Genomic DNA, 17,336 nt, shown 5'->3' with positions numbered 1-17,336 from the left:
TCTTAACCTCGGCTCGGACTATGCTTTGTATTAACACTCCCGTGGCATTGTGTTAATTTGTCGCGGAATCGAACGGGTGGTAAACCGGGCTTTATATGAAATGGTTGGTCGCTGTATTAGTGGTGTTTGTGGCAATGTTCCAATACCGCCTTTGGGTGGGTGAGGGTAGCATCGCCGACGTGGTTCGCCTGGAACGGGAAATTGCCCGCCAGGAAGCGGACAACGAACGCCTGCGCGAGCGCAATAAACAGCTGGCTGCAGAAGTGGATGCGCTGAAGACTGGCGATGACGCTATCGAAGAACGGGCGCGCAGTGATATGGGGATGATTAAAGAGGGTGAGACCTTCTTTATGATTATTGACGATCAATAAGACAGCGGCACAGGAAATGTTTACAGCGCCTATGCCCTAAGTTGTTGGTAACCTGCGCTGGCTGCCACTGCCCTTACTTTACTCCTGAACGGCTGATCATACGGCATCTTGTCACTGTTTGATCTATCTTTCAGCCACAAAAGCAGGGAGCCTGCCCAAGGATACCTCCATGAGAATCGGCCATGGCATTGTGTGCGCGCAGCGTACGCAAGCGAGAAAATTGGTGCTGGGTGGCGTTTATCTCGAACCGGGATTTGGACTTGCCATTATGAATGATGGTGACCTGTTGTTGGCGGCGGTCGGCGACGCACTCGCCGGCGCTGCAGGTCTCGGTAATTTCGTTTCACTTTATGATCTAACCTCTCCGGATTTTAAACATGCGTCTACCCGTTCACTCTTGCAGATGCTGGCAACCAGTTTGCGCAGCAAGGGTCTGCGGACAGTGAATCTGGACATTTCCTTGTGTGGTCGGGATTTAATATTTAATGCGTATCGGGACGATATGCAGGCATCTATAGCCGATGCGCTGGGCATCGACGCTACACGCATAAACCTAAAACTTTCTGGCGCCTTGTTGTTGCCGGCGCGCAATGACTCGGATGTCCTGGCGTTGGCGACGGCGCTGCTTGATGACGAGCATTAATAACCTATGGGCGATACCCCTTTTGATCTGAACTTTCCCTTCGCGTATGGCGGCCCGTGTACACAGGCGGATTTTCGCACTCACCCAGATGATTTTATCGTGGATGAAATTTTGCTCGAGCCGCCCAGCGGGGAGGGTGAGCACCTTTGCTTACAGCTGACCAAGCGAGGAGAGAATACCGGGTGGCTCGCGGAACAGCTGGCTAAAGCGTTTGGTGTGCGCCCGGTGGATATTGGCTATCACGGGTTGAAGGATCGGCACGCCTGTACCACACAGTGGTTCAGCGTTCACCTGCCAAAGCCCGATCCCGAGCAGGCGCAGATATTAGCGAATTTGCCGGAACGCCTGGAAGCACAAGTCGTGCTGCGTGAGGTACGTCGACACAATAAAAAGCTCCGCCGTGGCGGGCACCTGGCGAACCGCTTCACCATAACCTTACGCAATTTAAGTTCGGATGATGGTGTGGATGCGCGGTTAAATCGCATTGCCGCCGAGGGGGTGCCCAACTATTTCGGGGAGCAGCGTTTTGGCAATCATGGCAGTAACCTGATCTGGGCTGACCGTTGGTTGTCTGGCGGTGAAGCGATACGTAACCGCGGCAAGCGCATTATGGCGCAATCCGCTGCCCGATCCTGGCTTTTCAATCAAGTGCTCGCGGCGCGGGTTCGGGACGACAGCTGGCGGCACGCGACCTTCGACGAATCTCAGCCAAGCGGTCCTTTGTGGGGGCGCGGACGCCCAGTGGCGACAGAGCCTCAGCGGGAATATGAGCAGGCGGTGATTGCGCCATGGTCTGCATGGCTGGACCCGTTGGAGCACGTGGGCTTGAACCAGGAGCGGCGAGCGCTGGTGTTGCAACCGCAGGAGTGTCACTGGCAATTGGATGCAGAACGCCTAGTAATCAGCTTTATGTTGCCGCCTGGCGGTTATGCCACCGCAGTGTTACGTGAACTGTGTACTCTCAACAACCTCTCCATGCCGGAGGCGGAGCAATAGGGCTCAGAGTGTGTGGTATAGTTTGCGCGCTTTTTTTTCTGGCCGTAGGTTAGGTAAATGGTAAATCGACTTGAATTAGAAGGCGTGGGCATGACGTCTAAACGCACTCGAGATCGACTGGTACAGCGTTTGGTTGATCAGGGAGTGAGCAATCGCAGTGTGCTGGATGTGGTAGCTAATACCCCCAGACATATTTTCCTGGAAGAAGCGCTATCCCATCGCGCTTATGAGGACACGTCCCTCCCTATTGGTCACGGTCAGACAATTTCGCAACCCTACATTGTTGCTCGCATGACCGAGATCTTGCTCGGTGCTGGCGGCACCCTTTCCAGGGTACTGGAAATTGGCACCGGCTGTGGCTACCAAACCGCAGTGCTCGCGCAGCTTGTCGAGCGGGTTTACAGCGTCGAACGAATCAAACCGCTGCAAATACAGGCGCGCGAAAGACTGCGCCGCCTCAAGCTTCACAACGTCGACTTCCGACACGCGGACGGTGGCCTGGGCTGGCCTGATGAAGGCGCCGTATTCGATGGCATTCTTTCCGCCGCGGCCCCTCGTGAAATTCCCGCGAGACTCTATCGCCAACTAGCGCCGAATGGTGTTCTGGTGATTCCTGTTGGCGACGACCAACAAATTCTGACACTCGTTATCCGGGTGGGCGATACCAATGAATTTAAGACGCAAAAGCTGGAACCGGTGCGTTTTGTGCCTCTGCTTTCTGGGGTAACCCGCTAGACAATTTTACAGACTAATTAATAATCGACTTTTGGGGAAATTATGAACGACGCTGTCGGCGGCGTGCGGAGCGCGCGCGATTACATTTTATTGGTGGTAAAGGGAATGGCCATGGGAGCAGCGGACGTTGTGCCCGGCGTATCGGGTGGCACAGTGGCATTTATAACAGGGATCTATGATGAATTACTTCACTCGTTAAAACAGATAGGTCCTGCCGCAATCGGCGTTATGTTTCGTGAGGGCATCCCCGCTGCATGGCGCCATATCAATGGGAATTTTTTACTCGCCGTTTTTGGTGGCATTTTACTCAGCCTTAAAACGTTTGCAGCGATTATTGGTTTTTGCCTCGAGTATTACCCGCTTTTGGTGTGGTCATTTTTTTCAGGGCTAATCATCGCTTCCATTATCCTGTTAACGAAACAGCAACCACGTTGGTATTGGCCACATTATCTGGCGTGTGCAATTGGCGTCATATTTATCTATTGGGTGTCTATCGCGTCGCCCACGCAACTTCCCGGGCATTGGTGGATGTTGTTTTTAGGCGGCTTTGTTGCCATTTGCGCAATGATCTTACCCGGTATCTCGGGTAGTTTTATCTTATTGCTGGTAGGGCTCTATCCTGTCGTGCTGGGCGCGATCAGTGATATGGATCTGGTCGCGCTCGCCAGCCTGGGAGCGGGCTGTGTTGCTGGCTTATTGGTGTTTTCACGCTTCCTATCCTGGTTGCTGGATAGCTATCACCAATTAACACTTGCTACGTTAATTGGTTTTCTTATCGGTTCACTTAACGTGACCTGGCCGTGGAAAGAGACAATCGAAACGACAATAGACCGCCATGGAGAGGTTATCCCGCTGGTACAGAGCAATGTTCTGCCAGGCACTTACACCGCACTAACACATCAGGATTCGCAACTATTTCTCGCATTGATTTGCTTTGCTGTCGGTTTATGCTTAGTACTTACTGTTGAGTTATTGTCGTCTAAAATAACGTTTAAACCGATCAAAGCGTGATCGTGAATACCGTAGAGAATCACTCGGACTTCGGATTTTTCGCGAAAATATTAGAAAACGGTTGAATACATATAGACTCATTTATAATAAAACTGGCTTGTAAATCAGAAATAAATTATAAACATGTTCATAAATTCGTCGTTTTTGTGAATATGGCGCCTCTGTAACGTGCGGTTGGTGACACTACGAGCAATAGCACTATGTTCAAAATATTGATCATATTATGTGTCATTGGTGTATGCCTTACTGCATGCAGCTCTGGCACGTATAAAGCGCCAGTGACTGACCGAGGGCGGCCGCCGGGCGAGCGCATTGGGTATCATATTGTCGCCAAAGGAGAGACGCTTTATTCCATAGCCTGGCGTTATAATGTCGACTATCACGCGCTAGCGGCCGCTAACGGTGTCGGATCTACCTTTCACATCTACCCGGGGCAGCGGCTGACTCTTGATGTTACACGGGTGCCGCCGAAGCCCTCAATTAAGCGGACGACTAAAACAGTTGTCTCAGCTCCTCCAAAAGTCGTAAAAACACCGCCACGTTCGAAAATTCAAACACCTTCCGAAAGCCAAAAACCGATAAAAAAGGCGCCAAAAGTCGATCCTTCATGGCATTGGCCCGCGAGCGGGAAGTTAATTGCTACTTTCAGCTCAAACGGTGGTCTAAACAAAGGTATTGATATTCAGGGGAAATTAGGAGAGCCTGTGCATGCGGCTGCTGCGGGGATTGTGGTTTACTCCGGAAGCGGACTGCGAGGTTACGGCAAACTTTTGATCGTCAAGCACAGTGATAAGTTCTTAAGTGCTTACGCGCATAACCGTCGTCTCCTGGCAAAGGAAGGTGAGCAGGTTAAACGCGGTCAGAAGATTGCCGAGATGGGTTCCTCGGGTACCGATGCTGTCAAATTGCACTTTGAAATACGCTTTGATGGCACCCCTGTAGATCCCATGAAGTACTTACCTCGTAGATAGCTCTAATTAAAAAGTAGCAAAAAAGGTCAATCTTACTTAAAGATTTGATTTCCCTGCCGACATTACAACTAACTCGGCGGCGTAATCAACGAGGTTTCAAACCCACGGGCCGACGATATAACGATATAAAAGCAACTACAAAAAGGTGCGAGAGAATTAGCCTCGCGAGGATAACCTACGTCACAGGGGTCAGGTCATGGCAATTCAAGAATTGGATACAGTATTGTCCTATGCGTCTCTCGAACAAGATACGCTCATCCCACACGGTGTCGATTTCGATTACGACGAATACGACAGCGATAGTTCGTCCAGTAAAAGTCGGTCCCGGAATGGTCGTTCGTCCAGCGCCGAGTCTGAAGACAGTTATCAGCGTAACCTGGACGCCACCCAGCTCTATTTGAACGAGATTGGCTTCTCGCCGCTGTTGAGTGCAGATGAAGAGGTTTACTTCGCGCGACGCGCGCTCAAAGGGGATGAGGCTGCCCGCAAGCGCATGATCGAAAGCAACTTGCGCCTGGTGGTAAAAATTTCCCGGCGGTACGTTAACCGCGGCCTGGCGCTGCTTGATCTGATCGAGGAGGGCAACCTTGGCTTGATCCGCGCGGTGGAGAAATTCGATCCGGAGCGTGGTTTCCGCTTTTCCACTTACGCGACATGGTGGATACGCCAGACCATTGAACGCGCGATCATGAATCAAACACGCACGATTCGCTTGCCGATTCACGTGGTGAAAGAATTAAATGTGTATTTGCGCGCGGCCCGTGAGCTGTCCCAGAAGCTTGATCATGAGCCCTCTGCGGAAGAAATCGCAGAGCTTCTGGAAAAGCCCGTGGAAGACGTCGAGCGCATGCTGGCTCTGAACGAACGCGTGACATCAATGGACGCGCCCATCGGTCCGGCCTCTGAAAAAACTGTGGTGGATACCGTTCCTGACCAACAGGTATCCGATCCGGTTGAGCTGCTGGAAGACAGCGATTTGAGCACCAGCTTAAATTCCTGGCTCGACGAACTTAGCGAGAAGCAGCGTGAAGTCGTAGCCCGGCGTTTCGGTTTACGTGGCCACGAAACCAGTACTCTGGAAGAAGTGGGCCGTGAAATTGGGTTGACTCGCGAGCGCGTTCGCCAGATTCAGGTCGAAGCCTTGCGACGTTTGCGCGACATCCTCGAAAAACAAGGGTTGGATGCAACAGCGCTGTTCGGCGCAATGTAGCTCACGACTTTGGCTGGTTGAAGGTAGAAGATAGAGTGGGTTTGAGTTGCTCGAGAGCTGAGCTAACGGAAAGTGTGACCACCTAAAGTGGATACCGGCAGTAAACATTAGATCTACAAACTAAAAAACCCGCCATTTAGGCGGGTTTTTTAGTTTAAGCGGTGTCAGTTGCTCAGCGTTCCAGATACTGGAGCTTGCCTTCCACGCCGTCCCACTCTTCGGCGTCGGCAGGCGCTTCTTTTTTCTCAGTAATATTTGGCCACACTTCGGCCAACTCGGCATTCAGCTCGAGGAACGCTTCCTGGTCAGAAGGGAGTTCATCCTCAGAGAAAATGGCGTCTACGGGGCATTCCGGCTCGCACAGGGCGCAGTCGATACATTCATCAGGATGAATTACCAGAAAGTTTGGACCTTCGTAAAAGCAGTCAACTGGACACACTTCAACACAGTCAGTGTGTTTACACTTGATACAGTTTTCACCGACTACAAATGTCATCGCATTAACCTCGGGGCTGTGATCGAAAAGTGCGGCATTCTAACAGCTCGTGTCGAGCAGGCAAAGGGTTGTACCCCCAGTGGGCTTGTCGCTCTTTTCTTTGGTTTAAAAATAGCCACGTCAGCCAGCACTTGCTAGTCGTGGTTTATTTCTGGCTCTGCTAAATCAGCTTTTTCAGTTCGTAAACCAGCTCTAGTGCCTGTCTGGGGCTCAGGTCATCCGGTATTACTGTCGCCAACCGTTTCTCGACCTTGCTGGGCTGAGGTTCAGCAAACATATCCGCCTGCATACTGGGTTTGCTTGAACGACTCGCCACCGGAGCCGGGCTTTCTGGCTTGCCAGTCTCAAGTTTGTGTAATACGTCCTTCGCCTGGCGTAGGACTGCCCCGGGAATTCCGGCCAGCTTAGCCACTTGTAAGCCGTAGCTCTTGCTTGCCGGCCCGGCCTGGATGTTGTGCAGAAAAACGATATTGTCCTGATATTCGGTGGCGTCAAGGTGAACATTCTTCACGGTAGGTAGCTGTGCAGGGAGCGCAGTAATTTCAAAGTAATGTGTAGCAAACAGGGTGAAGGACTTGAGCTTTTCCGCCAGGTGCTCCACACAGGCCCACGCCAGGGAAAGACCATCGTAAGTGGATGTGCCCCGGCCAATTTCGTCCATCAATACAAGACTGTCGCTGGTCGCATTATTAAGGATATTTGCCGTTTCTGTCATTTCGACCATAAAGGTCGAACGACCGCCAGCGAGATCGTCCGACGAGCCAATACGGGTAAAAATACGATCAACCAGTCCCAGCCTGCACGCTTCAGCAGGCACATAGCTTCCTACTTGAGCAAGCAGTACGATTAACGCGGTCTGGCGCATGTAGGTTGATTTACCGCCCATGTTGGGGCCAGTGATTATCAGCATGCGCTGCTGCGCATTCAGGGTGAGGTCATTAGGAATGAATGGGTCGGTCAATACCTGTTCAACTACCGGGTGCCGGCCTTTTTCGATTTCGATGCCTGCTTCGCCGCGGAACTCCGGCTTGACCAGTTTCAAAGCGTGGGCCCGCTCAGCAAAGGTATTAAGCACGTCCAACTCCGCCACCGCGACAGCAGAAATCTGCAACTCCCGCAGGTGTTCGTTCAGTTTCTCGATCAGCTGCTCGTAGAGTGCTTTTTCCCGCGATAGCGCCCGGCTTTTTGCAGACAGCGCTTTATCTTCAAACGTTTTCAGCTCGGGTGTAATAAAACGTTCGGCATTTTTCAGTGTCTGCCGTCGAATATACTCAGCGGGGGCTTTCTCGGCCTGTGACTTGCTGATTTCAATGAAGTAACCGTGAACCCGGTTGTAGCCGACTTTCAACGTGTTTAAGCCGGTGCGCTCGCGCTCCTGAGTTTCCAGTTTGACAAGGAATTCGCCCGCGTTTGTGCTGATTCCGCGCAGTTCATCCAGCTCTTCGTCGTAGCCCTCGGCGATCACACCGCCTTCCCGGATGACAACGGGTGGATTTTCCACCAGGGCCTTGTCCAACTCTTGTACTAAACCCGGGAACTCATTTATCTCGCTGGCCAGGGTTGCGAGAGTTTCGCATTCCGCCGATTTCAGTAGTGGTTGTAGCTGAGGGTAGATCGCGAGCGAATTCAGCAGGCGGGTCAGGTCACGGGGGCGGGCAGAACGCAGCGCGATGCGGCCTAGAATTCGTTCCAGGTCGCCAATATGCTTAAGCTCCTGCTGCACTTGTTCAAACCGGTAGTTTTCCAGTAGCGCAGCAATCGCTGACTGTCGTGAATGCAGTGTGTGTAGGTCGCGCAACGGGGTGTTTATCCAGCGGCGCAAAAGGCGGCCGCCCATCGCTGTCGCGGTGGTGTTCAGCACACTGAACAGCGTGTTTTCTTCGCTGCCGTTGAGATTAATATCCAGTTCCAGATTGCGCCGCGTCGCTGCGTCCAGGCTGACGGTGTTATCGGGGTTTTCAACCACCAGGCTCGCGATATGGCTAAGCTCGGTGCGCTGGGTTTCCTTCGCGTACGCATAAAGGCAGCCCGCCGCGCCGAGCGCGACCGTAAGGCCGCGGCAACCGAAGCCGTCGAGATCTTTGGTCGCAAAGTGCGCGCATAGCGATCTCAATCCGGATTCGATATCAAACTCCCACTCCGGGCGACCGCGATAACCGGCTTTATTGCGCACACCCGGTGGCAAGGTGAGCAGGTCAGGCGCCAGAATTTCGGCAGGTCGCAAGCGTTCGATCTCACTGATCAGCGCATCTTCGCCTTCTATTTCGAATACACTAAAGCGCCCACTGCCCATATCAAGGCAGGCAATACCGAATTGGCTTTCGTGCGCGCTAATTGCTACCAGCCAGTTGTCCCTGTGTTCGTCCAATAATGCTTCATCGCTCACCGTACCTGGCGTAACAACGCGCATCACTTTGCGCTCGACAGGCCCTTTGGTGGTGGCTGGATCGCCTATCTGCTCGCAAATTGCGACTGATACTCCGAGTTTTACCAGCTTCGCCAGATAGTTTTCAGCAGCGTGGTAGGGCACGCCCGCCATGGGAATGGGCTCACCATTGGATTTGCCGCGCGCGGTGAGCGTTACATCCAGCAGCTTTGCAGCTTTGCGGGCGTCTTCGTAAAACAGTTCGTAAAAGTCCCCCATCCGGTAAAAAACCAGTTCATTGGGGTGTTGGGCTTTGATGCGCAGGTACTGCTGCATCATTGGGGTGTGCTGCTCGAGGTTGACTTCTGATTGCTTAACTTCTTGATTCATATGAGATTATTTTTTGAAACACACACTGCTGGGAGAGCCGCGTATGTTAACCGAAATGTAACCGAGCCCCAAATAAATAAACGCTCAGCCAAGTGACCGATGTTGAGCCTTGCGACTCCAATCTAACAGAGTGTCGTTGTCCGGTCTGCTTTAGTAACGATGAAATGCAGGTAAGCAGATGAACAGCGGCGAGCTAGATAAACCTTGAGCGATCACTGCGAAAGGAACGAGTCTATGGAGCGGTGAATCTGACCTGTTTGTTGTCTTCGAAATCCTGGTACCCCAGCTCGGAACTACAGTCTGCAAAAAAGATAGTGAGCATAATCCGGCGGGTTTTAGGTTTCCAATTGGATTCAGTCCATGTGGGACTTTTATATATTTACTAAATGTGAGTAGTGCACGTGGCTTATTTTGATGCCACAAGTTATTGTGGTATAAATTTTTCTGCAAGAATGTCATCGAATGGGTGCACTTGGATAACATGTTAGCTAAAGGTTCATCTCAGTAAAGAACCATGATGACTGATTCGTCTATTTGTCTTTATCGGGGAGACAAATATGTGTTAGAAGCGTCTCACGCTAGGACTAGCAGTGTATTGCTGTAAGGACGAAGCTGACGGCGTTTTCTGGAAGGAGCCATCGTCAGTTTATGAGTGATGGCGCAGGAGAATGAGCGGCAGCCCGCTTAATTTACCGGCCTATTTTATGATGCTGCTGTCAGCGAACGAAATTCGTTGTTTAGAGGGATAAAGCTATGTTCACTACTTACCAAAACTTTTGGGCAAGCTACAGAAGCGTTGCTAATTATTACGAGACTTTTAATCGCATATTAAACTGGGTTGCCCCTATTGATATTCGAAAAGGCTGGGATATTTATAATCAGGCAAAAAATCAATCTATAAAAGTGCTAGTGATGGGGCGTACCTGTGTTGATGAGGCCGGTAGACAGCCACACCACTTTGGCAATGCCATTACTGAAGAAGATCATGTAGGTCTGGGTGTTATAACACATGGCGCAGAAGCCGTAGCAGCGAGGACGCAAGCTGGGTTCGGGCAAATTCCCGTAACCACCGGTGGTATGGTTATGCATTACTACAATAATATTGGTGCTTCGCCAAGCGGCGCGTGGCGTGGTATCAATGCCCAAGGCAACCGCCGGTCTGGATATCACTTTTTCTATAACGACGCGTGGCTGCTTGGCGGCGCGCATGGGTTGTGCGATTTTAACCTTGCATCACCTCGGTGGTTCAAAAATATCTGGGACAGCCAGGGACAAAGACTGACTGCAACGGGTCGAGAGGCCGTTTTTCTTGATAGTTGCGGCTATCGGTTGGAAAAAGTTGGAGCACTTGAGGTTCTCACGAGCAAAAATGATAGCGCCGCTACATCTTCAAACTTTCAGAGCCTTGTGGGAGCAGTAAGCGCAGTCAGAAAGAAGGATCAGATAAACAAGCTGTGCGTTCCTGGGTCTCCCACTTAATTCTACGGGAGATCATTCCGAGAAGCCGCTAATCTCGGTTTGGTGTTGAGCAAGTGTTGGCGTGTTAATTTTAAGTGAGACCTCGAAAATCTTGCGCTTGGCAGTGAGCCGTACCTGAGAGGGGCGGCTCTGTGAAATCTGGCGAGAACTGTGCGAACCGCTTGTTGAGCAAGTTACAGACAGGGCGCACATTCATACAACTAGGGCATAAAATCATTGGACACAGGCCGTTATTTTCCTCCAACGACTACAGCTCTCTAGCATCCACTCCAAAACGCACGCCCCCCGTGATTTCATTTTCCCCAACCCCTGCGCTGTTTGTTGCTCACTTGGCGAACTTGGCCTGTCAGCGAGTTGCCTAAAAAGTTACCACCAAGCGCGAAGCCACTGATGCCGTGGCTGACAACTTGCTGAGCCAGAACCTCAACCAAGTTGGAACCAATCAGGTTTGGGCTTGAGATGTAAACTGGCTGAAAGCTGGCGAAGGCCGGATGTGCCGCGCGGTTACGCTGGATTTGTATCCACGGAGAATCGTTGCCTGGCACATTGGGTGTCATATACGAAATAAACAGCTCGGGCCGGCAAGCAATGTCTGTGTGTTGTAACCAAACCCAATTAGCCAGCCGCGGACGGAGGGGCGCGCGGCGGGGACTAGTCTCCCATCGCCGCCTGCTGCTTCTTAAAGCGCTCGTCCAACAGATTCTGGACGTTTTTGGCATCCTCAATCAGCTTTTGTGCGCCTTGTATCGAGTGTGGTGAGTGAAGTTGCGGCGGCGGTGCTGCGCTCACAGCTGTTTCGGGTGTGGGTTCGGGTACTTTTATTCCCTGGATAAGGTTGGTGTTGGGATCCACTTCCATTTTTTCTGCGGATGCCTGTTGCGACTCGGGTGGGGGTTCAGAGCTATAGTGGATTGCACCGTCTGCGTCGGTCCATTTGTACACTGTGTCTTTGCCTGCGGGTAAAGCTGGCACTATATTTTGAAGGTTTGGAGTGGCAATTGTCGGTATATCGTCTTTGCTAAACGGTGATTTTCCGGTCATCAGGTAAAGTACGTAGTTAGAAACGCCAACCATAACTGCGACCATAACCATAACTTTAAGAACTAGCTTCCAAACCATGGTGATATTTTCCTTGTAAATGCCATTGCGCACTATTTTAGTGGATAGAGCGTAAAAGAGGAAAACGACCATTGCAAGTTGCCGCGGCTTAACCTATTTTGCGCTCCATGAAAACTGATTTGACTGCACAAACTCTCCAGCTCAGCAAAACCCTGGGAACCCTGCTCGCCAACGCCGGTGAGCGTGTTACTTTCGCCGAATCCTGCACGGGCGGTAGCCTTGCTCAGGCGGTGACGGAGATTCCGGGCAGCTCCGGCTGGTTCGATCTGGGGTTGGTGACCTACAGCAATGCAATGAAGCAATCTCTACTTGGGGTGTCCAAAGGGCTACTCGAGCGGCACGGTGCGGTGAGCGAATCTGTCGTGGTGGCGATGGCGAGAGGCGCACTGGCAGCCTCTGGCGCAACCTTGGCAGCCGCAACCAGCGGCATTGCGGGCCCAGACGGCGGTACTGATCAAAAACCCGTCGGCACTGTTTGTTTCGCCTGGGGGGCGGCGGGAGACCTTCGCTCCTCGACGCAGTTGTTCAACGGCGACAGAGGTGAAGTGCGGGTGCAGGCAACGAACTACGCTCTTCGTGTGTTGCTCGACTATCTTCAGCAAAAATACCGCTCAACTACTGTATAGCTGTATACCACTGTTTACACGTACAGTATTTTGTTTTATGCTGGCCGGGTACTGTGGTGAGGAGCGATTTCCTCTGATTTGGCCGTTTTTAAAACCGCTGGTTTAACTATACAGCCCGGGTGCTTTAGGCAACTGGTTAAGATGATGCAACTGGTTAAGATGAGACAGTCGCTGTGCAGGATGTGCGGCGCGCGTGAAGGTCAAATCCACGAATTAACGAATATGAGAAATCGAAACGGGGTTATTCTCAATGGATGCTAACAAAGAAAAAGCGTTGCAGGCGGCACTGCAACAAATTGACCGCCAGTTTGGTAAAGGCACCGTCATGCGTATGGGTGACAAAGAGCTGGAAGCCATTCCAGCCGTGTCAACCGGTTCGCTAGGGCTGGATGTTGCCCTGGGCATTGGCGGTTTGCCGAAAGGTCGGATTGTTGAAATCTACGGCCCGGAATCTTCCGGTAAAACCACACTTACGCTACAGGTGATTGCTGAAGCACAACGCAAAGGTGGAACCTGTGCCTTCGTCGACGCCGAGCACGCACTTGACCCTATTTACGCAGCCAAGCTGGGCGTCAACGTGGACGATCTTATCGTGTCGCAGCCAGATACCGGCGAACAAGCGTTGGAAGTCGCCGACATGCTGGTGCGTTCAGGCGCAATTGATGTGTTGGTGGTCGACTCGGTGGCTGCACTCACGCCGAAAGCAGAAATTGAAGGCGAAATGGGAGATCACCACGTTGGCCTGCAGGCGCGATTGATGTCGCAAGCGCTGCGAAAAATCACTGGTAATATTAAAAACGCGAATTGTCTGGCGATTTTTATCAACCAGATTCGTATGAAAATTGGCGTGATGTTCGGTAACCCGGAAACTACGACTGGCGGTAACGCGCTGAAGTTCTACTCTTCTGTGCGCCTCGATATTCGTCGTATTGGTTCTGTGAAAGATGGCGATGAGGTTATTGGTTCCGAAACGCGAGTGAAGGTCGTTAAAAACAAAGTTGCTCCACCATTTAAGCAGACTGAATTCCAAATTCTATACGGTACCGGTATTAACCGTTTGGGTGAAGTAATTGATTACGGCGTTAAGCTGGGGCTTATCGACAAAGCGGGCGCCTGGTATAGCTACAACGGCGATAAAATCGGGCAGGGTAAAAATAACGCTATTCAATATTTGCGTGAACACTCTGATGTTGCCCAAACACTTGAAGACCGACTTAAAGCAGAGCTTTTAGGCCAATCTTTCGACGAGGCCGTTGAAGCGGAAGCCGAAAGCGAATAAAGCGGACTTGCAAAATGTGGGGGTTTTTACAGCCCCTAACTTTTACAGCTCCTAACTACGATTGCGCAAGAGGTTGCGGTGACGCAGCCTTATGGATTCACCCATCATCAATCGATTTGCTTGATTGTTTCCTGCAACGCCCTGGCGAAGTTACCAGGGCTAGCAGATACCTACGAAAACGTGAAAGATACGCGTTTTTCCGGTTGGTTTCGGGCTTGGCGCTGACAAGAGGAAGTGTATAGAGTAAGTGTAAGGGTGCAAGTAAGAATAAGAGTGCGCTTGATGGTTAGAGTGGTAACTGGAGAGGGAGCTGTTTCAACACGCCTCGAAACATGGGTGATCTAGAAAGTTCGAGAAAAAATATCACTGCGTAATCCGCTGTCGGCAAAATTTAACCACCTGACCCCGAAACAGCATCAGCCCCGTTTGTTTGTATATGCGTTGCGAAACAAATCTGAAAAGTGATAGTTATGAACCTGCAAACTTCCGCTTCAAGTGAGCTGGTTGCTTATGCCTATAATTCTGCGTTGGGCCTTTTGGCTAGGCGGGAGCACTCGGTAAAAGAGTTGCGCGCAAAATTAAAAACAAAGTTAACCAGTAAAAATTCTAGTGATCCAACGGCCGTGTCGTTAGCGCTGGACTCAGTCGAAGAAAAACTGGTGGAAGACGGCTACTTATCTGATGAGCGTTTTGCCGAAGTTTACGCCCGGGCTCGTATTCGCAAAGGCTTTGGTACAGAGCGTTTGCGTATGGAGCTTAAGGAAAAAGGCATTGGCCCGGGCTTGGCGGACGACGTGCTTGAGCGCTACACCGATGCAATTTCCACTGAAATCTTAAATACGTGGCGAAAAAAATTTGGTCGCCTACCTGCGGACTTCAAAGAGAAAGGCAAACAACAACAGTTTCTTCGCTACCGTGGCTATAGAGCAGAGGAAATTGAGTGCCTGTTCGATAGCCTGGTAGCACAGGAACACGTTGACCTCTGAACTGCTGATCGTGTTTTGGGTAACAGATAAATCTCAAGGTCCGTCGACAATTAATCGATATCCGTAGTTGCTGGTGATATTCAGTGTGAACATACAGCTGCCGGGTTTGGTAGGCAAATACCTAGGGCCTGTTAACACTAATTCAATTCGCTCTGCTGGAGCCTGTATTTTCAGGATGAAAGGCATTTTTGGCGTTGTTTAGCGGGCTAAACGAGCGAAAAATAACGCATCAGCCTGGAAATACAGGCCCAGCCCTACGGGTTGCGGCTAAAATCCCGCTCTCGGCGTTGTTTATCGCTCATTTGGAACAACCAAACTATGCTCCAAACGCCTTGATAGCGAAATTTTAGCCGCAACAGAATGAATCGAATTAGTGTTAACAGGCCCTAGGTCATAGTCGCTCCAGGATCTAAACATCAAACGTTGTTGCGCGTTTGACTGGTCAATCGAAAAGTTGAGTAGCGCCTTGGTAAACCCTGTGCTCACAGGTAGATGTGGCGAACTGGATTGGCTTTTATGGACGTCGTTCGGTAATGTCCCAGCACTTGTCTTCTTCAGTCCAACTCTAAATACCCTCTGGTTTTGCTTTCAAGCTGCTTGGATGGATTGAACAACTTGTGCCATTCGTTCAGCGGCTCGTTCACTCCCATGCTCTGCTTGCCATTCGATATATTGGGAGCAGAAGGCGGCGACCTCGACTCGACCGCGCAGTGCTTGCAAGTCCTCGCGAGTGCGCACGCCAAAACCCACTGCCAGGGGAAGGTTAGTGTGTTCTTTTACTCGAGCGATGTAGGTTTGGAATTCCTCTCCCCAATGTGTGCTCGACCCGGTGACACCCATTCGGGAAACAACGTACAGCATACCTCGGCTGGCTGATGCGATTTCGGCTATGCGCGCGGACGCTGTATTGGGTGTGACCATGAGAATTGGCGCAACCCCGCGCTTTTCCATGTGGAGGAGGTGAGGGCGCATAGCCTCCACTGGCCAGTCGGGCACAATAATCCCTTCGATGCCTGCATTGGCAATCTCATCAATGGCGGCGGGAATACCGTATTGATAGATTGGATTCAAATAGCTCATCAAAACAAACGTAACCTCAGGGTGGCGGCGGCTGACTTTGCGTGCGAGTGCGAGCGTTGCTTCGAATGAGCCGCCTTGCGCGAGGGCTTTCACGCAGGCATTGACCAGGACTGGGCCATCTGCAACCGGGTCGCTGAAGGGAACTTGCAGTTCGATCAGGCGAATCCCCGCGGCAACCAGTCCATCGATCGCATGTTCATTTTCTTCGAGGCTGGGGAAGCCAACCACGCAGTGAGACATAACTTTTAGAGACTCATTAGCCGTTGGAAACATACTGTTCTTCTCCGTTAGGGCACTGGGCGCTTTCTTTCAGGCGCTGCTCTGTGCGGGCGACTTCACGTTCCAGAAAATCCAGCCATTCCTGCTGCGGAAGGGCTTGCGCGATATTGAAAATGTCTTTGTCGCCGCGTCCGCTGAGGTTGATTACCACATGCTCCTGTGGCTGCATTTCTTTTGCTAAGGCAAATCCACCTGCCAACGCGTGGGAAGACTCAAGCGCAGGAATGATGCCTTCGTAGCGCATCAGCAGCTGGAATGCGTGAGTAACCTCAGCGTCGGTCGCGCTTGTTGCGTCTACGCGTCCCCGTGCAACTAAATCAGCTAGAACCGGGGATACGCCCACATAATCCAGACCCGCAGCAATCGAATGGGTTTCCCCCAGTTGCCCATTACGGTTTTGTAAAAATAGTGTTTTGTAGCCCTGTGCGATACCCGGGCTCGCTAGATCGCCGTGCAAACGAATAGAGTGCTGACCTGGTTGTTGGCTGCGCCCTCCAGCTTCGACCCCCAAAAGCCGTACTGACGGTTCGTCCAGAAAATCACAAAATGCGCCCAGCGCATTGGAGCCGCCACCGACGCAAGCCACCACGGCATTTGGCAGAGCGCCAATTTGATGTTTCGCTTGGGCGCGAATTTCCTGCGAGATTACCCGTTGAAAATAGGTGACCAGTTCCGGAAAGGGAGCCGGTCCGCACGCGGTGCCCAACACATAATGGGTGTCGTCAACACTCGCGGCCCAGTCCCGCAGGGCTTCGTCCAGCGCATCTTTGAGCGTGCAGGAGCCGTGGTTAACAGGAACCACTTCCGCCCCTAATTGCCGCATCCAGAAGACATTGGAATACTGACGCTCAACGTCTTCGCTGCCCATATAAATGGTCGCCTGCAACCCCATCCGAGCCGCGATTATGGCTGTGGCCAGACCGTGCTGACCGGCGCCCGTTTCGGCGATTATTCGCTGTTTGCCCATGCGCTTCACCAATAGTGCTTGGCCAAGCACATTGTTGATTTTGTGGGCGCCTGAGTGGTTAAGGTCTTCGCGTTTGAGCCAGATCTTGGCGCCACCCAGCAGCTCACTCAGGCGAGGTAGAGCGGTTAACGGCGTCGGGCGGCCAGAAAACTCCTGCGTCAGCTGAAGGTATTCTTGCCAGAAGGTTTCATCGCTGCGTAGCTGTTGATACATGTCTTCAAGCTGGCAAAGGGCGGGGCGCAATATTTCCGGCACATAGCGGCCGCCGAATTCGCCAAAAAGCCCTTGTTCACTGCTGATCATTAGCACTCCAAATCATGGTTATGTAACTAA

At 51.6% G+C, this 17,336-nt stretch carries 16 protein-coding genes and 1 pseudogene; 12 read left to right on the top strand and 5 right to left on the bottom strand.

The features are described from left to right. The first annotated feature begins 95 nt into the window (after positions 1-95). The 7 genes from ftsB (at position 96) to rpoS (ending at position 5,937) form a co-directional block, all read left to right on the top strand. Positions 96-371, top strand: coding sequence for a cell division protein FtsB (gene ftsB, locus TERTU_RS12520; protein ID WP_015820625.1), 276 nt, complete (start codon positions 96-98; stop codon positions 369-371). A gap of 169 nt (positions 372-540) precedes the next feature. Beyond that, a complete protein-coding gene (locus tag TERTU_RS12515) occupies positions 541-1,014 on the top strand; it encodes a 2-C-methyl-D-erythritol 2,4-cyclodiphosphate synthase (RefSeq protein ID WP_015817222.1) in 474 nt (157 codons plus the stop codon). Positions 1,015-1,020: 6 nt separating this feature from the next. Continuing rightward, complete coding sequence (truD, locus tag TERTU_RS12510; RefSeq protein ID WP_015817706.1) at positions 1,021-2,010, top strand: tRNA pseudouridine(13) synthase TruD; 990 nt, start codon at positions 1,021-1,023, stop codon at positions 2,008-2,010. 57 nt (positions 2,011-2,067) lie between these two features. Beyond that, entirely contained in the window at positions 2,068-2,745 is a 678-nt protein-coding gene (locus tag TERTU_RS12505) for a protein-L-isoaspartate(D-aspartate) O-methyltransferase (RefSeq protein ID WP_041590232.1), read from the top strand. Positions 2,746-2,787: 42 nt separating this feature from the next. Next, positions 2,788-3,756, top strand: a complete 969-nt coding sequence (locus tag TERTU_RS12500) for a DUF368 domain-containing protein (protein ID WP_015818119.1) — start codon at positions 2,788-2,790, stop codon at positions 3,754-3,756. Between the two features lie 200 nt (positions 3,757-3,956). Next, positions 3,957-4,727 carry a peptidoglycan DD-metalloendopeptidase family protein gene (locus TERTU_RS12495; protein WP_015817525.1) on the top strand — a complete coding sequence of 257 codons (771 nt, stop codon included), beginning with the start codon at positions 3,957-3,959 and terminating at the stop codon, positions 4,725-4,727. A 196-nt stretch (positions 4,728-4,923) separates the two neighbouring features. Then, entirely contained in the window at positions 4,924-5,937 is a 1,014-nt protein-coding gene (gene rpoS / locus TERTU_RS12490) for an RNA polymerase sigma factor RpoS (RefSeq protein ID WP_015819036.1), read from the top strand. A 172-nt stretch (positions 5,938-6,109) separates the two neighbouring features. On the opposite strand, the gene fdxA is transcribed toward rpoS, so the two are convergent. Both fdxA and mutS read right to left on the bottom strand, forming a co-directional pair. Next, positions 6,110-6,433: a ferredoxin FdxA gene (gene fdxA / locus TERTU_RS12485; RefSeq protein ID WP_015818429.1), complete on the bottom strand. Its 324-nt coding sequence runs from the start codon at positions 6,431-6,433 to the stop codon at positions 6,110-6,112. A gap of 160 nt (positions 6,434-6,593) precedes the next feature. Continuing rightward, a complete protein-coding gene (mutS, locus tag TERTU_RS12480; RefSeq protein ID WP_015817163.1) occupies positions 6,594-9,188 on the bottom strand; it encodes a DNA mismatch repair protein MutS in 2,595 nt (864 codons plus the stop codon). A gap of 753 nt (positions 9,189-9,941) precedes the next feature. Between mutS and TERTU_RS12475 the strand changes: the two genes are divergently transcribed. Together TERTU_RS12475 and TERTU_RS22220 are read left to right on the top strand one after the other, a co-directional pair. Beyond that, positions 9,942-10,667 (top strand): hypothetical protein, encoded by a 726-nt coding sequence (locus TERTU_RS12475; RefSeq protein ID WP_015817785.1) that lies wholly within the window; start codon positions 9,942-9,944, stop codon positions 10,665-10,667. 362 nt (positions 10,668-11,029) lie between these two features. After that, positions 11,030-11,215 (top strand): annotated as a pseudogene (locus TERTU_RS22220) (IS3 family transposase); the annotation flags it as partial. A 103-nt stretch (positions 11,216-11,318) separates the two neighbouring features. Here TERTU_RS22220 and TERTU_RS12465 read toward each other — a convergent pair. Next, positions 11,319-11,786 carry a DUF4124 domain-containing protein gene (locus TERTU_RS12465; protein ID WP_228378146.1) on the bottom strand — a complete coding sequence of 156 codons (468 nt, stop codon included), beginning with the start codon at positions 11,784-11,786 and terminating at the stop codon, positions 11,319-11,321. Between the two features lie 107 nt (positions 11,787-11,893). Here TERTU_RS12465 and TERTU_RS12460 point away from each other — a divergent pair, with 107 nt between their 5' ends. From TERTU_RS12460 to TERTU_RS12450, 3 genes are all read left to right on the top strand, one after another. Next, positions 11,894-12,412 (top strand): CinA family protein, encoded by a 519-nt coding sequence (locus TERTU_RS12460; protein WP_015818744.1) that lies wholly within the window; start codon positions 11,894-11,896, stop codon positions 12,410-12,412. A 250-nt stretch (positions 12,413-12,662) separates the two neighbouring features. Continuing rightward, positions 12,663-13,691, top strand: coding sequence for a recombinase RecA (gene recA, locus TERTU_RS12455; RefSeq protein ID WP_015818171.1), 1,029 nt, complete (start codon positions 12,663-12,665; stop codon positions 13,689-13,691). 470 nt (positions 13,692-14,161) lie between these two features. Continuing rightward, positions 14,162-14,677 carry a regulatory protein RecX gene (locus TERTU_RS12450; protein WP_015819704.1) on the top strand — a complete coding sequence of 172 codons (516 nt, stop codon included), beginning with the start codon at positions 14,162-14,164 and terminating at the stop codon, positions 14,675-14,677. A gap of 588 nt (positions 14,678-15,265) precedes the next feature. Here TERTU_RS12450 and trpA read toward each other — a convergent pair. After that, on the bottom strand, positions 15,266-16,030 hold the full coding sequence (gene trpA, locus TERTU_RS12445; protein WP_015820874.1) for a tryptophan synthase subunit alpha: 765 nt from the start codon (positions 16,028-16,030) through the stop codon (positions 15,266-15,268). Beyond that, the gene (trpB, locus tag TERTU_RS12440; RefSeq protein WP_012779310.1) at positions 16,014-17,306 is read right to left on the bottom strand and encodes a tryptophan synthase subunit beta; all 1,293 of its coding nucleotides are present in this window, start codon (positions 17,304-17,306) and stop codon (positions 16,014-16,016) included. Before trpB ends, trpA begins: the two co-directional genes overlap by 17 nt. Positions 17,307-17,336 lie beyond the last annotated feature (30 nt).

It is taken from the genome of Teredinibacter turnerae T7901, assembly GCF_000023025.1.
GTDB classification, from domain to species: domain Bacteria; phylum Pseudomonadota; class Gammaproteobacteria; order Pseudomonadales; family Cellvibrionaceae; genus Teredinibacter; species Teredinibacter turnerae_B.
The sequence above is the reverse complement of the archived record's forward strand: the minus strand, read 5'-3'. Positions and strand labels throughout refer to the sequence as shown.